The organism is Citrobacter sp. BDA59-3, from assembly GCF_015167655.1.
Taxonomy (GTDB): Bacteria; Pseudomonadota; Gammaproteobacteria; order Enterobacterales; family Enterobacteriaceae; genus Phytobacter; species Phytobacter diazotrophicus.
Genome location: NZ_CP063427.1, coordinates 3,134,627 through 3,149,373, shown reverse-complemented (window position 1 = coordinate 3,149,373; position 14,747 = coordinate 3,134,627). Strand labels below are relative to the sequence as shown.

At 51.1% G+C, this 14,747-nt stretch carries 15 protein-coding genes; 11 read left to right on the top strand and 4 right to left on the bottom strand.

Annotated elements, in window-relative coordinates; genetic code table 11:
- Nucleotides 1-148 precede the first annotated feature (148 nt).
- The gene (locus IP582_RS14795; protein WP_041851586.1) at nt 149-358 is read right to left on the bottom strand and encodes a hypothetical protein; all 210 of its coding nucleotides are present in this window, start codon (nt 356-358) and stop codon (nt 149-151) included.
- A 187-nt stretch (nt 359-545) separates the two neighbouring features.
- Here IP582_RS14795 and zinT point away from each other — a divergent pair, with 187 nt between their 5' ends.
- The 10 genes from zinT to IP582_RS14745 all read left to right on the top strand — a co-directional run bounded on the left by zinT (nt 546) and on the right by IP582_RS14745 (nt 10,066).
- Complete coding sequence (gene zinT / locus IP582_RS14790; RefSeq protein ID WP_193793654.1) at nt 546-1,196, top strand: metal-binding protein ZinT; 651 nt, start codon at nt 546-548, stop codon at nt 1,194-1,196.
- A gap of 116 nt (nt 1,197-1,312) precedes the next feature.
- Nucleotides 1,313-1,951, top strand: coding sequence for a leucine efflux protein LeuE (gene leuE / locus IP582_RS14785; RefSeq protein ID WP_193793653.1), 639 nt, complete (start codon nt 1,313-1,315; stop codon nt 1,949-1,951).
- 500 nt (nt 1,952-2,451) lie between these two features.
- Nucleotides 2,452-3,063 (top strand): histidine phosphatase family protein, encoded by a 612-nt coding sequence (locus tag IP582_RS14780; RefSeq protein ID WP_193793652.1) that lies wholly within the window; start codon nt 2,452-2,454, stop codon nt 3,061-3,063.
- A 373-nt stretch (nt 3,064-3,436) separates the two neighbouring features.
- Nucleotides 3,437-3,805: a Fe-S cluster assembly scaffold SufA gene (gene sufA, locus IP582_RS14775; protein ID WP_193793651.1), complete on the top strand. Its 369-nt coding sequence runs from the start codon at nt 3,437-3,439 to the stop codon at nt 3,803-3,805.
- 8 nt (nt 3,806-3,813) lie between these two features.
- The gene (sufB, locus tag IP582_RS14770) at nt 3,814-5,298 is read left to right on the top strand and encodes a Fe-S cluster assembly protein SufB (protein WP_193793650.1); all 1,485 of its coding nucleotides are present in this window, start codon (nt 3,814-3,816) and stop codon (nt 5,296-5,298) included.
- A gap of 16 nt (nt 5,299-5,314) precedes the next feature.
- On the top strand, nt 5,315-6,061 hold the full coding sequence (sufC, locus tag IP582_RS14765; RefSeq protein WP_041851580.1) for a Fe-S cluster assembly ATPase SufC: 747 nt from the start codon (nt 5,315-5,317) through the stop codon (nt 6,059-6,061).
- On the top strand, nt 6,036-7,307 hold the full coding sequence (gene sufD, locus IP582_RS14760; protein ID WP_110295474.1) for a Fe-S cluster assembly protein SufD: 1,272 nt from the start codon (nt 6,036-6,038) through the stop codon (nt 7,305-7,307). The genes sufC and sufD overlap by 26 nt, the downstream gene beginning before the upstream one ends.
- Nucleotides 7,304-8,524: a cysteine desulfurase SufS gene (gene sufS / locus IP582_RS14755; RefSeq protein ID WP_193793649.1), complete on the top strand. Its 1,221-nt coding sequence runs from the start codon at nt 7,304-7,306 to the stop codon at nt 8,522-8,524. Before sufD ends, sufS begins: the two co-directional genes overlap by 4 nt.
- A gap of 13 nt (nt 8,525-8,537) precedes the next feature.
- Entirely contained in the window at nt 8,538-8,954 is a 417-nt protein-coding gene (sufE, locus tag IP582_RS14750; RefSeq protein ID WP_193793648.1) for a cysteine desulfuration protein SufE, read from the top strand.
- Nucleotides 8,955-9,049: 95 nt separating this feature from the next.
- Nucleotides 9,050-10,066, top strand: coding sequence for a L,D-transpeptidase family protein (locus IP582_RS14745; RefSeq protein ID WP_193793647.1), 1,017 nt, complete (start codon nt 9,050-9,052; stop codon nt 10,064-10,066).
- A gap of 69 nt (nt 10,067-10,135) precedes the next feature.
- Here IP582_RS14745 and IP582_RS14740 read toward each other — a convergent pair whose 3' ends face one another.
- The 3 genes from IP582_RS14740 to IP582_RS14730 form a co-directional block, all read right to left on the bottom strand.
- Nucleotides 10,136-10,372 (bottom strand): major outer membrane lipoprotein, encoded by a 237-nt coding sequence (locus IP582_RS14740; protein ID WP_007374746.1) that lies wholly within the window; start codon nt 10,370-10,372, stop codon nt 10,136-10,138.
- Between the two features lie 308 nt (nt 10,373-10,680).
- On the bottom strand, nt 10,681-12,093 hold the full coding sequence (gene pykF / locus IP582_RS14735; RefSeq protein WP_041851575.1) for a pyruvate kinase PykF: 1,413 nt from the start codon (nt 12,091-12,093) through the stop codon (nt 10,681-10,683).
- Nucleotides 12,094-12,589: 496 nt separating this feature from the next.
- Nucleotides 12,590-13,381 carry an inositol monophosphatase family protein gene (locus tag IP582_RS14730; RefSeq protein WP_193793646.1) on the bottom strand — a complete coding sequence of 264 codons (792 nt, stop codon included), beginning with the start codon at nt 13,379-13,381 and terminating at the stop codon, nt 12,590-12,592.
- A gap of 310 nt (nt 13,382-13,691) precedes the next feature.
- Between IP582_RS14730 and IP582_RS14725 the strand changes: the two genes are divergently transcribed.
- On the top strand, nt 13,692-14,747 hold the full coding sequence (locus tag IP582_RS14725; RefSeq protein WP_193793645.1) for an NAD(P)-dependent alcohol dehydrogenase: 1,056 nt from the start codon (nt 13,692-13,694) through the stop codon (nt 14,745-14,747).

The window sequence follows — 14,747 nt, the reverse complement described above, 5'->3', positions numbered from 1 at the left end:
CTGGTTCGCCAGAACGGACTCCGCCAGTTTTTCTCCTGACAAAAGACGACATCGTCCCCCATCCACCCACGATGGATCTGCCGATATTGCTTACGGAGCAGAACACTGCGCCTTTCGCGAAACGTCACATTTTCGCGGCGATAGCGTATTAATCGAGCTCCGGAATCGCCACTTTTTTGAGCTTAATGACGAAGTGATTTTCATGACGGGTAATTTTCGCGCCGTCGTCACAATATTCGGTTGAGAGCTGGAAAAACGCATCCGCGTCAACATCGAACGCCAGTTCGATTTCACTGTACTTCCCTGAGTTAAGCATCTGATAAACTTGCTTTAAGCTGTGTGCTTTGGCTATCGACATGATAAAAGAACCTCAGAAGTGATGACGAAGTGGTTAAAACCTGACCATTGGTTTATAGCAGGCAGTGGCAAAATTTCCATCCGATAAGCAGGGGGCAGCACGTAACGTTAACAGGGAAATTTTACACCTTGAATAATGTTATATTATAACATAACATCATTTCTTTTCGTAAACCGAGGGACGGATTTTGGTCAGCCATTTTGCAAAAACAACGATAGTTCTGGGGACGCTTTTAGTAAGCGCGAATGCCTTTTCTCATGGTCACCATTCACACGGGAAACCGTTGAGTAAAATAGAGGAAAAAGCGGCGAACGGTGAATTTAACGATAGCGATGTCAGGGACAGAAAGCTGACCGACTGGGACGGTATGTGGCAGTCTCTCTATCCTTATCTGCAAAGCGGCGATCTGGATCCGGTGTTGCGGAAAAAGGCAGAGAAAGACAAGCGTAAATCGTTCGATGAACTGAAAGCATACTACCGCAAGGGATATGCCACCGATATCGATACAATCGGTATTGAAAATGGGGTGATGGAATTCCATGTTGGCGACAATGTGAGCGCCTGTAAATATGATTACGCCGGGCATAAAATCCTGACGTATACCTCCGGCAAGAAGGGCGTGCGTTACCTGTTCGAATGTAAAGATGCCAGCAGTAAGGCGCCAAAGTTTGTGCAGTTTAGCGATCATATTATTGCACCGCGCACTTCCACGCATTTCCATATTTTTATGGGTAATACCTCTCAGGAGGCGCTGCTAAAAGAGATGGACAACTGGCCAACTTATTACCCTTATCAGCTTAAAAAAGATCAGATTGTTGATGAGATGCTTCACCATTAACGGAAAATCTGTGCCCGCTTCGGCGGGCCTTTTGCGTCTTCCTGCGCTTTAGTTTCTCCGCCAGCTCTTGTAGCATAGGCCGCTCATCGGCTTTAACGGTATTTGCAGGAGGCAAAGTGTTTGCCGAATATGGTGTTATCAGTTTTTGGTCTTATTTTATCGGGGCGATTTTCATTATCTTAGTGCCTGGTCCGAATACCTTCTTTGTGCTCAAAACCAGCGTGGCGGGTGGGCTGAAAAATGGCTATGTCGCTGCTGCGGGCGTGTTTATCGGCGATGCGGTGTTGATGTTCCTCGCCTATATGGGGGTGGCAACACTTATCAAAACAACGCCAGTATTGTTCAATCTGGTCCGTTATCTTGGCGCGTTTTACCTGCTCTGGCTGGGGGTGAAAATGCTCTACAGTACGCTTTCTCGTAAGGGAAAAAGCGTGAGTGAGCATGAGGTACATAAGGGCGATATCTTCAAGCGTTCGCTGGTACTGAGCCTGACCAACCCGAAAGCAATTTTGTTTTATGTGTCGTTTTTCGTGCAGTTTATCGACATCCATTATACCAACACGGGAATGGCGTTCTTTATTCTGGCCAGTACGCTGGAGTTAATCAGCGTCTGTTATTTCAGCTTCCTGATTATCTCCGGGTCCTATGTGACACAGTTTGTGAAAACGAAAAAACGTCTCGCAAAACTTGGCAACTCTTTAATTGGTCTTATTTTTGTCGGTTTTGCCGCCCGACTGGCAACGCTGCAATCCTGAATAGCATTAAGGCCTGCGTTTAACGGGCCTTATTGCAATGTCCGGGCAGGCTCCCGATTCCACTTTTTTGATGCCAGGGTCAGGATTAATAGTCGTCATCGGTATCTTTTAATCGGGAGCGGATAACGAGGACAGCAAAGATAATGACAATGGCAAGAATGCCCAGGAACCAACGCATGATGACGGCCACTTTGGGTAGAGACACTATTTAGGCATCTTATCATTATAAGACCTGCGTAATGCATTCATTTCGCGTATGAAAACTATGCATAACTGTGTCTTGTTATTTCGCCATACGGAAGGGCAAACCGTGGACCTGTCGTCGGCGCATCACTATTCTGCGTCGAATTTTTGCTATCTGGCGCGCCGCCCCGGTGCTTTTTTCCTGTGTAAAACAACAGCGGTTTTAAAAAACATACTGAATTTCATAATTGCTGCATTGACTGCGAGCATTGATTAAATAACATCGTTTCCCCAACCCTCACTTTTTGTGGTGTGTGATGAAAATCTATCTGGTCCGCCACGGTGAAACCGTCTGGAATGTTGAAAACAGAATTCAGGGGCACCTTGATAGCCCGGTTACGGAGGTCGGTATCAGGCAGATCTCTGCACTGTGTCGGGATCTGGCAGACAAATCCATTACCTCTGTCATCGCTTCACCTTTGGGCCGTTCAGTGACCGCAGCCGGGCAAATTGCCTCGCACTTAGATTGCCCGCTGCACCTTAATCCTGCCCTTGTCGAACGTCATTTCGGCGAGTTAGAAGGCAAACGCATTAGCGAACTGACAGAGAAAGAGCGCGCGCAGGCTGAGGCGATGCTTTCCGGCAGTTTGGCTATCGGGCCGCAAAATGGCGAAGCACTACAGGATGCCACTCAACGAGTCCTTGACGCGCTGTCAGTCTTGTCAGCCCGGCAAAGCAATGTGTGCGTTGTTTCCCACGGGCACGTTATCCAGTCAGTTATCAATACCCTGGTGGGGAATAATGCAGACCATTTTGAGCGGTACGCGCATTTAAATGGCGCTTATTCAGTTCTGTCCTGCCCGGAAAAAGGGCTCACCGTAGAGAAATGGGGCATATCGACCCATCTTTTTTCCCGAAGTAGGCAATGAGCATTTGTTCTGCTGGCGGTTAAATGTGCCGTATCTCGTTGATTATGCATTTTGTGATGCAGTTAACTTTCTGATATCAGGAAAAGTTTTCGAAGATCCCATTTTTAGCTCCCTATCTCAAAAATAGGTATTACCTATACATCTTTTACTGACGCAGACAGACCTTCCTTGCCGCTGAAAATAGCTATTATTTATCAAATCATTAAACAATTTTTCACTTATCTGTAAAGCCTTCGCACAGAGTCTATGCTTATACCATGAGCTTAAAAAACGGGCAGTACACGAATAACCCTTCGGAATAGAGGTTGAAGTGATAATCATTATCACTAACATAGTGTTATGTCCTTCATGATGTATGACGTGAGGTAGAACTATGGAATTGCAATCAGAGACGTTCGACCCGGCAGACTTTTCCTGGCGCGGGCTAACGATGACACCCGCCGCCGCAGAACATATTCGCGGATTAACCCGTAAGCAACCTGACCTGCTGGGTGTCCGGCTGGGCATTAAACAGACCGGATGCGCAGGTTTTGGTTATGTGCTGGACACCGTCACGCAGCCGGATAAAGACGACCTGCTTTTTGAAAGTGAGGGTGCACGACTCTACGTGCCGCTCGCGGCGATGCCATTTATTGACGGCACCGAAGTGGACTATGTGCGCGAAGGTTTAAACCAGTTATTCAAATTTCATAACCCGAAAGCCCAGAATGAATGTGGCTGTGGCGAAAGCTTTGGGGTATAGGCGGTACTATGTCTCGTAATACTGAAGCAACAGATGATGTCAAAACCTGGACCGGGAACCTCAATTATAAAGAGGGTTTTTTTACCCGGCTAACCACTGACGAACTGGCGAAAGGCATTAATGAAGATGTCGTGCGGGCGATCTCAGCCAAACGTAACGAGCCTGAATGGATGCTGGAGTTTCGCCTGAGCGCATTTCGTGCCTGGCTCGAGATGGAAGAGCCGCATTGGCTGAAAGCCCATTACGCGAAACTCGATTATCAGGATTACAGCTACTATTCCGCGCCTTCCTGCGGAAGTTGTGATGATACCTGTGCTTCGCAGCCGGGGGCCGTTCAGCAAACTGGCGCAAATTCTTTCCTGACTGACGAAGTGGAAGCGGCATTTAACCAACTGGGCGTGCCGGTCCGTGAAGGGCGCGAAGTGGCGGTCGATGCCATTTTTGACTCCGTCTCTGTTGCCACCACCTACCGGGAAAAACTCTCCGAACAGGGTATTATTTTTTGCTCGTTTGGTGAGGCCATTCATGACCATCCTGAGCTGGTGAAAAAATACTTGGGTACCGTCGTGCCCTCCAATGACAACTTCTTTGCGGCGTTGAATGCGGCGGTCGCCTCTGACGGTACGTTTATCTACATCCCGAAAGGGGTGCGCTGCCCGATGGAATTGTCGACCTATTTTCGCATCAATGCCGAAAAAACCGGTCAGTTCGAACGCACCATTCTGATCGCGGATGAAGGCAGCTACGTGAGCTATATCGAAGGTTGCTCCGCACCCGTGCGCGACAGTTACCAGCTTCATGCGGCCGTGGTAGAGGTCATCATCCATAAAGATGCAGAAGTGAAATATTCTACTGTGCAGAACTGGTTCCCCGGCGATAACAACACTGGCGGTATCCTCAACTTCGTGACCAAGCGTGCGCTGTGCGAAGGCGAGAACAGCAAAATGTCCTGGACACAGTCGGAGACCGGTTCAGCTATCACCTGGAAATACCCCAGTTGCATCCTGCGCGGCGATAACTCCATCGGTGAGTTCTTCTCCGTGGCGCTCACCAGTGGTCACCAGCAGGCGGACACGGGCACCAAGATGATACACATCGGCAAAAACACCAAATCGACCATTATCTCGAAAGGGATCTCTGCCGGTCATAGCCAGAACAGCTATCGCGGGCTGGTGAAGATCATGCCGGGCGCCACCAACGCCCGTAACTTCACCCAGTGCGACTCCATGCTGATTGGCCCGGATTGCGGGGCGCATACTTTCCCGTATGTGGAGTGCCGCAATAACAGTGCGCAACTGGAGCATGAAGCCACCACTTCACGGATTGGGGAAGATCAACTGTTCTACTGCCTGCAGCGTGGTATCAGCGAAGATGATGCCATTTCAATGATCGTCAATGGATTCTGTAAAGACGTGTTCTCCGAGTTGCCGCTGGAGTTTGCTGTTGAAGCACAAAAATTGCTGGCTATTAGTCTTGAACACAGCGTCGGTTAAGAATTAAGGAATACACATGTTAAGTATTAAAGACCTGCAGGTAAGCGTTGAAGATAAAGAGATTCTGCGTGGCCTGAGCCTGGATGTGCGTCCGGGGGAAGTGCACGCGATTATGGGACCCAACGGTTCCGGCAAAAGTACGCTATCCGCAACGCTGGCAGGACGTGAAGATTATGAAGTTACCGGCGGCAGCGTCGAGTACAAAGGTAAGGATTTGCTCGAACTCTCCCCGGAAGATCGCGCCGGAGAAGGGGTGTTTATGGCTTTCCAGTATCCGGTAGAAATTCCTGGCGTCAGTAATCAATTCTTCCTGCAAACGGCGCTTAACGCCGTACGCAAATACCGTGAGCAGGACGAGCTGGACCGCTTTGATTTTCAGGACCTGATGGAAGACAAAATCAAGTTGCTCAAAATGCCGGAAGACCTGCTGACGCGCTCAGTTAACGTTGGTTTCTCCGGTGGCGAGAAGAAGCGTAACGATATCCTGCAGATGGCGGTGCTGGAGCCTGATTTGTGCATTCTTGATGAAACCGACTCCGGGCTTGATATTGACGCGCTAAAAATCGTTGCCGATGGCGTTAACGCGCTGCGTGATGATAAGCGCTCTTTCATTATTGTGACGCACTATCAGCGGATCCTGGATTACATCAAGCCGGACTATGTCCACGTGCTGTATCAGGGGCGCATTGTGAAATCCGGTGATTTCACACTGGTTAAGCAACTGGAGGAGCAAGGTTATGGCTGGCTTACAGAACAGCAGTAACGCGCTGCAACAGTGGCATCATCTGTTTGAGCAACAGGGTGGGGCGCGCTCAGAGCAGGCGCAACAGCATCTGCAACAAATGCTGCGTTTAGGGCTGCCGACGCGTAAACACGAAAACTGGAAATACACACCGCTCGACGGTTTGCTAAATAGCCAGTTTGTGACCACGGCGGGTGCGTTGAGCGCACAAGAGTGTGATGCACTCGCATTGCCGGTTGATGCCCTACGCCTGGTGTTTGTGGATGGGTATTACAACGCGACGCTCAGTGACGATATAGCCGGTTCTGGCTTCACCGTGACCATTAACGATGACCGTCAGACTTTGCAGGCCCCGGTGCAGCCGGAGGTGTTTTTACACTTAACAGAAAGCCTTGCGCAAAGCATCACTCATATTAGCGTCGGTCGTAATCAGCGGGCGACCAGGCCGCTTCTGCTGATGCATATCACCCAGGGGCTGGGCGGGGCTGAGATGAATACGGCTCATTACCGCCACCATATCTCACTGGCCGAAGGGGCCGAAGCGACAGTCTACGAACATTATGTCAGTCTGAATACGCATCGCCATTTCACCGGCGCGCGGCTGACCATGGACGTGGCGGCGAACGCCCAACTGCATCATGTCAAACTGGCTTTTGAAAACCCGGAAAGCTACCACTTTGCGCATAACGACATGCGTCTTGGCGCGGATGCAGCGGCGCACAGTCATAGCTTCCTGCTGGGCGGCGCGGTGTTACGCCACAATACCAGTACTCAACTCAACGGTGAAAATACCACGCTGCGTATGAACAGCCTGGCGATGCCGGTGAAATCAGAAGTGTGTGATACCCGCACCTGGCTTGAGCACAATAAAGGTTATTGCAATAGTCGCCAGTTGCACAAAACCATTGTCAGCGACAAAGGTCGTGCCGTGTTTAACGGGCTGATCAACGTTGCGCAACACGCCATTAAAACTGATGGACAGATGACCAACAACAACCTGTTGCTGGGACGACTGGCGGAAGTGGACACCAAACCGCAGCTGGAAATCTATGCTGATGACGTGAAATGTAGCCACGGTGCAACGGTCGGTCGTATTGACGATGAACAGATGTTTTACCTGCGCTCGCGTGGCATTGATCAGCAGGCGGCACAGAAGATGATCATTTACGCCTTCGCCGCTGAGCTCACCGAAGCGATCAGCGACGAAGCGCTCAGGCAGCAGGTGCTGGCGCGCATTGGCCAACGCCTTGCGGGAGGCTTAGCATGAGTTTTTCCGTTCACAGCGTACGCGCCGATTTCCCGGTCCTGACGCGTGAAGTTAACGGGGTGCCGCTGGCGTATCTGGACAGTGCAGCCAGCGCGCAAAAACCGAATCAGGTTATTGATGCCGAAGCGGAGTTTTTTCGCCACGGCTATGCGGCGGTGCACAGAGGGATCCATACCCTGAGCGCCGAAGCCACGCAGCGCATGGAACAGGTTCGCACACAAGTCGCCGGTTTCCTGAACGCCCGGATACCAGAAGAGTTGGTTTTCGTGCGTGGCACCACCGAAGGCATCAATCTGGTAGCCAACAGTTGGGGCAACAGTCAGGTGCGGGCGGGCGACAATATCATCATCAGCGCCATGGAGCATCACGCGAATATCGTGCCGTGGCAGATGCTGTGTGAGCGCGTCGGTGCTGAGCTGCGCGTCATACCGCTCAATATCGACGGAACATTACAACGTGAGGCGCTGCCTGGCTTGTTTGATGCGCGTACGCGGCTGTTGGCGGTCACACAGGTCTCCAATGTGCTGGGAACCGAAAATCCGGTAGCGGAAATGATTGCGCTGGCCCATCAACATGGCGCGAAAGTGCTGATTGATGGCGCGCAGGCCATCATGCATCACACGGTCGATGTGCAGGCGCTGGATTGCGATTTCTACGTTTTCTCAGGCCATAAGCTCTACGGCCCGACGGGGATCGGCGTGCTGTATGTCAAAGAGGACATCTTACAGGCTATGCCGCCATGGGAAGGTGGCGGTTCTATGATTGCCACCGTGAGTCTGACCGAAGGGACAACCTATGCCAAAGCGCCGTGGCGTTTCGAAGCGGGAACGCCCAATACAGGGGGAATTATTGGTCTGGGGGCCGCGCTCGATTATGTCAGCGGCCTTGGGCTGGACGCGATTGCTCACTATGAGCAGACGCTAATGCGCTATGCCCTGAATGCGCTGGCGGATGTGCCCGATTTAACGCTCTATGGTCCGCAGGATCGTCTGGGGGTCATTGCCTTTAACCTCGGCAAACATCATGCCTATGATGTGGGGAGCTTCCTTGATAATTATGGTGTGGCCGTGCGAACAGGGCATCATTGCGCCATGCCGCTGATGGCTTTTTATAATGTTCCGGCAATGTGTCGTGCGTCACTGGTGATGTATAACACGCAAGAAGAGGTGGATCGTCTGGTGGCTGGCCTGAAACGTATTCATCAGTTGCTGGGCTAACAGAGAGGCATACATGGCCGTTTTACCCGACAGAGACAAACTACTGCGCAACTTTGGGCGCTGTGCCAACTGGGAAGAGAAGTATCTGTACATCATTGAGCTGGGGCAGCGGTTGCCTGCGCTCAGCGACGAGGCGCACAATCCGGAAAACATTATTCAGGGTTGCCAGAGCCAGGTCTGGATTATCATGCGCCGTAATGACGAAGGCGTGATTGAGCTGGCTGGCGATAGCGATGCAGCCATCGTCAAAGGGCTTATTGCCATTGTGTTCATTCTTTACCAGCAGATGACCGCGCAGGACATCCTGGCGTTCGATGTGCGCCCGTGGTTTGAAAAGATGTCTTTGACTCAACACCTTACTCCATCCCGTTCTCAGGGGCTGGAAGCGATGATTCGCGCAATTCGCTCCAAAGCCGCCAACATTAGCTAAACTAAATAGACAGCTTTCATCCTGTTACGCGAGGTGCATCCGCGCCTCGTTGGTTATTCAGCTTTCGGCCTCTGCCGTGATACAGGACATCCAGCATGAAACGCGCGTCTACTATAACATTGTCTCTTATTGGCGCTTTTAGCGCTATTCAGATGGCCTGGGCTGTGGATTATCCGCTCCCACCGGCCGGAAGTCGTCTTATCGGTCAAAACCAGACTTATACCGTTCAGGAGAGCGATAAAAACCTACAGGCTATTGCCCGGCACTTTGACACGGCGGCAATGCTGATTATCGAAGCCAATAACACTATCGCACCGGTACCCAGAGCGGGTACGGTCGTCACCATTCCGTCGCAAATGCTGCTACCGGATACGCCACGGGACGGGATCGTTGTTAACCTTGCTGAATTGCGGTTGTATTATTATCCACCCGGCAAAGATATCGTTCAGGTCTTCCCGCTGGGGATTGGTCAGCAGGGGCTTGAAACGCCGGTCACAACCACCCGTATCAGCCAGAAGATCCCCAACCCGACCTGGACGCCTACCGCAGGCATCCGCGCGCGTTCGCTGGCGCAAGGCATTGAATTGCCCGCTGTGGTACCCGCCGGGCCAAATAACCCGCTGGGGCGCTATGCGCTGCGTCTGGGGATAGGCAACGGCGAATACCTCATCCATGGTACCAGCGCGCCTGACAGCGTAGGGCTGCGTGTCAGTTCAGGGTGCATGCGGATGAACGCTGCGGATATTCAGTCACTGTTCTCACAGGTGAATACCGGTACGCGGGTCACTATCCTTAACGAGCCGGTCAAATACGCCGTAGAACCCGATGGACGCCACTATATCGAGGTACATCGACCTCTGTCGCAGAACGTCGGGGAGAATACGCAGACGCTGCCTATCTCTTTCCCGGCAGGCCTGGCGAGCACCATAGAGCAGGGGGGAGGTGACAGGGCGCTGATAGACAAAGCGTTATACCGACGTGCGGGTTATCCCGTCGCCATTCCGGCGAACAAAAGCGGCAAGGTAACAGCGGAAAGCGTTGTGTCGGCACAGAATCGTGATGCCAGCGCAGAGGTAAATACGGAAGAAAGCGGGAAGACCGTGACGCAGTAAAAAACAGGGAAGTGTAAATCGCAGATAAAAAAATGGCGCACAATGTGCGCCATTTCATCACAGGTACTCTTACTTACGGTAAGAATGAGCCTGGTTATCCAGACGCTGGTTAGCGCGAGCTGCGTCGTCTTTAGCAGCCTGAACGTCGGAACGGATTGCGTTCACGTCGTTGCTCAGCTGGTCAACTTTAGCGTTCAGAGTCTGAACGTCAGAAGACAGCTGATCGATTTTAGCGTTGCTGGAGCAACCAGCCAGCAGAGTAGAACCCAGGATTACCGCGCCCAGTACCAGTTTAGTACGATTCATTATAAATACCCTCTAGATTGAGTTAATCTCCATGTAGCGTTACAAGTATTACACAAAGTTTTTTATGTTGAGAATATTTTTTTGATGGGAATCCACTTAAATTTGATCGTTCGCTCAAAGAAACACCGACTTTGAATAAAACGTTAAAAAAAGTGTGATAAAACAGCAAGCTTCCATCGGATTCATCTTAGATAATAAGCAGTTTAAATAGTGAAATCCGATTTGCTTTTTTATTCGGGGTGACTTCTGATATATAAAAAAAGCGCCCGAAGGCGCTTTTTTAAACACGAATATTCGTCCGGGTATTATTACAGGACGTGTACAGATGCCGTGTTGGTGGTGCCGCTGGAGACCAGTGCGCCGGAAACCATGACCACAACATCACCTTTCTGCGCCAGACCGCTCTGTACGGCCAGTTCTTTGCCCAGGCGGTAGAAATCATCAGTAGAGGCGATTTCTTCAACCAGTTGCGCGACAACGCCTTTGCTCAGTACCAGCTGACGTGCGGTGGTTTCGTTAGTGGTCAGCGCCAGGATGGTGGCATCCGGGAAGTATTTACGTACTGCACGTGCAGATTTACCGCCCTGGGTTGCAACCACGATCAGCGGGGCATCCAGTTTTTCAGCCGTTTCAACCGCACCACGGCACACCGCTTCGGTGATACGCAGTTTACGGCTGTCGTTGTTGAAATCCAGACGGCTGGTCATGACGCGATCGGTACGTTCGCAGATGGTCGCCATGATGGTCACAGCTTCCAGCGGGTACTTACCTTTTGCGGATTCACCAGACAGCATGACTGCGTCGGTGCCATCAAGGATGGCGTTCGCCACGTCGCCTGCTTCAGCACGGGTCGGACGCGGGTTCTTGATCATAGAGTCCAGCATCTGGGTCGCGGTGATAACCACTTTACGCGCGCGGATACATTTTTCGATCATCATCTTCTGCGCGAAGATCACTTCTTCAACCGGAATTTCTACGCCCAGATCACCACGCGCAACCATGATGCCGTCAGAGGCTTCGAGGATTTCGTCGAAGTTATTCAGACCTTCCTGGTTTTCGATTTTAGAGATGATCTGGATGTTCTCGCCGCCGTGCGCTTTCAGGTGCTGACGAATTTCTTCCACATCAGAACGCTTACGGATGAAAGAGGCAGCAACAAAGTCAACGCCTTGTTCGCAGCCGAAGATCAGGTCTTGTTTATCTTTTTCAGCCAGCGCTGGCAGAGCGATGGAAACGCCTGGCAGGTTAACGCCTTTGTTTTCGCCCAGGTCACCGTTGTTCAGTACTTTACAGATGACTTTGTTGCCTTCGATGGCGGTGACTTCCATGCCGATCAGGCCGTCGTCGACCAGTACCGTGTTACCAACCTGCAGATCGCTGGTGAAACCTTCGTAGGTTACTGCAACGGTTTCCGTGTTGCCGATAACCGTTTTGTCGGTGGTGAAGGTGAAAGTCTGGCCCGCTTTCAGCGAAACATCATTACCGCCTTCGAGTTTGATTGTGCGGATTTCCGGACCTTTAGTGTCCAGCAGAATCGCCGCTTTTTTACCGGTTTTGCTCATTACGTTGCGCAAGTTCTGGATGCGCTGGCCGTGCTCAGCATAATCACCGTGAGAGAAGTTCAGACGCATTACGTTCATTCCTGCGTCCAGCATTTTTGCTAACATCTCTTCGGATTCGGTTTTCGGACCGATGGTGCAAACAATTTTGGTCTTTTTCATGACAGTCTTAGTCTTTAAGTTGAGAAGGATATGGAAATCACGCTCCGGTTAGTGCGAAGCTTCGGAGTCAAACCTGTGTTACGAAAGTTGCGATGCCACAGTCTAAGGATAGGTGACATCAAAAAAGCGTGCAGAGTAATGTGTGCCTGTGTTTCAGCCCAGCCGGGAAAGTCATAATGTAATGGTTGAGTTTTACAGTTCAATGAGCTGAAACCATTCAAGAGTGAATAGAATGCCATTATACGATGAAAATCGGGCAAAAGGAAAATGAAAACGCTGTTTCAAAAATCATCTGGGCAGTTTCACAACGAAGTGTTATCAACGTGTTAAGTTATCACAAAATTGAATTTGCCTTGTTGACGTGAAATTAAAACCTTTGCCCATAAAAAGGCAAAGGTTCAGCAAGGGATACGGATAATGCGATTATCGAATTATGCTAACAAACCTGTAACAAATGCTCAGGCGTTTAGCATACGATGAACAAGGCTTAACCGATTTAGCTATGAAGCAGTTTCAGCGCATGAGCATGAACCTCGGGGCTACCCGCCGCCAGAATATGCCCGCCCGCCTCAGGACGACCACCGCTTAAAGTGGTTACGACGCCGCCTGCCTGCTCAATAATTGGGATTAACGCCACAATATCATAGGGTTGTAGGGAGTATTCCAGGCAGAGATCAATCTGTCCGGCAGCCAGCATCGCCATGGCATAGCACTCCCCGCCGTAACGTGTCATTAGCGCGGCGTCATCCAGCGCAGCAAAATTAACCTCCGGGAAACGGGAAACAGGTTCTGGAGAGGTGATGTGTAAAATCGCCTGATCCACAGAGAGGCCTTTGCGGGTGTTAAGTGGAGCGGTTCCCTGTGGGCCACTGCGCCAGGCTTGCCTGCCATCTGCCCAAAAACGTTCACCGGTAAACGGTTGGCTCATCATGCCCAGATGCCCACGGCCTTCAACGGTCAGGCCAATGAGCGTTCCCCATACCGGAATACCACACAGGAACGGCCGGGTACCGTCAACGGGATCCAGCACCCACTGCAACGGCCCGCTTCCGGTGATCCCGAATTCTTCGCCCATAATTGAATGGTCAGGATAGCGGGTGTCAATGATGGCGCGAATAGCGCGTTCAGCTTCGCGGTCCGCATCGGTCACAGGATCAAAGCGATAACCCTCTTTCGGTTTTGTGTCTACATGCAGATTTAACTGCGAACGAAAACGCGGCAATGTCTGTTTGTCTGCCGCATCAGCAAGCTCATGCAAAAAAGCGATGTCGGGTACAGCGTGGTTCATGATTGAGTCCTCATCAACGAAATTAGCGTCAGTCTTCCATGCTCGTTATTGCTCGATTGTGCATTTTTATTGATTTTTCTTCAAATAATTCTGATGAATTTGTTGCGCAATCAATGTGGGTATGAGGTTTACCAAATAAAGTGAACATAATCGAGCGTATCGGTTCTTGCGGTCTCCCCGTTATCGGATGACAGAAAGTGCAAAGCACAGGACATACAGGCAATGGATACTCAAACACCAGACGTCGTGGACGTATGTATCGTCTCAGGACGAATCCTGGTCAATTATGTCAGAACCCGGAGTGATAAAGATGACGATAAAAGTACTTGGCTATGCCGCACAATCGAGTAAGGCTCCCCTTGCTCCGCACTATTTTGAGCGTCGGGATCCCAGAGCGGATGATGTGGTTATCGATATTCTGTATTGCGGTGTGTGCCACTCCGATTTACATCAGGCGCGCAACGATTGGGGATTCAGTCAGTATCCGCTGGTGCCGGGGCATGAGATTGTGGGTCGCGTCACCCGCGTGGGACCGAAAGTCAGCAAGTTCCAAGCCGGAGATTTAGTAGGGATCGGCTGTATGGTCGATTCCTGTCGCGAGTGTTCATCCTGTAAACAGGGGCTCGAACAATATTGCGAAGAGGGCAACATTCAGACGTACAACGGCATTGACCGCCATGACCACATGCCGACCTACGGCGGTTATTCGCGCTCTATTATCTGTAGTGAAGATTTCGTGTTGCGCATCCCGGAAAACCTGGATGTACAGGCCGTTGCGCCGTTACTTTGCGCGGGCATTACCACCTGGTCGCCGCTGCGTCGTTGGGGCGTAAAAGCCGGCAGCAAGGTCGCCGTCATTGGTTTGGGCGGGTTAGGGCATATGGCGCTGAAACTGGCGCATGCGATGGGGGCGGAAGTGACGTTGTTCACCCGCTCACCGGGAAAAGAGGCGGATGCGCGTCAACTGGGTGCGCAACACGTGGTGCTCTCGACCGATCCGCAACAGATGGATGCCGTGAAGGGGCAGTTTGAGCTGATTATCGACACCGTACCTTATGCCCATGATATCAATCCGTATATGCCAACACTGACGCTGGACGGCACACTGGTGTTTGTTGGTCTGTTAGGCGATATTGAACCGGCGGTCAGTACATTACCGATGATTCTGGGGCGTCGTTCTGTATCCGGTTCGTGTATCGGCGGCATTGCCGAAACGCAGGAGATGCTCGATTTCTGCGGTAAGCACAATATCACGGCGGATTCAGAGGTGATTCGTATGGACCAGATCAACGATGCCTTTGAACGTTTGCTGAAAAGCGATGTGAAATACCGCTTCGTTATCGATATGCAGACGCTGGTGGAATAA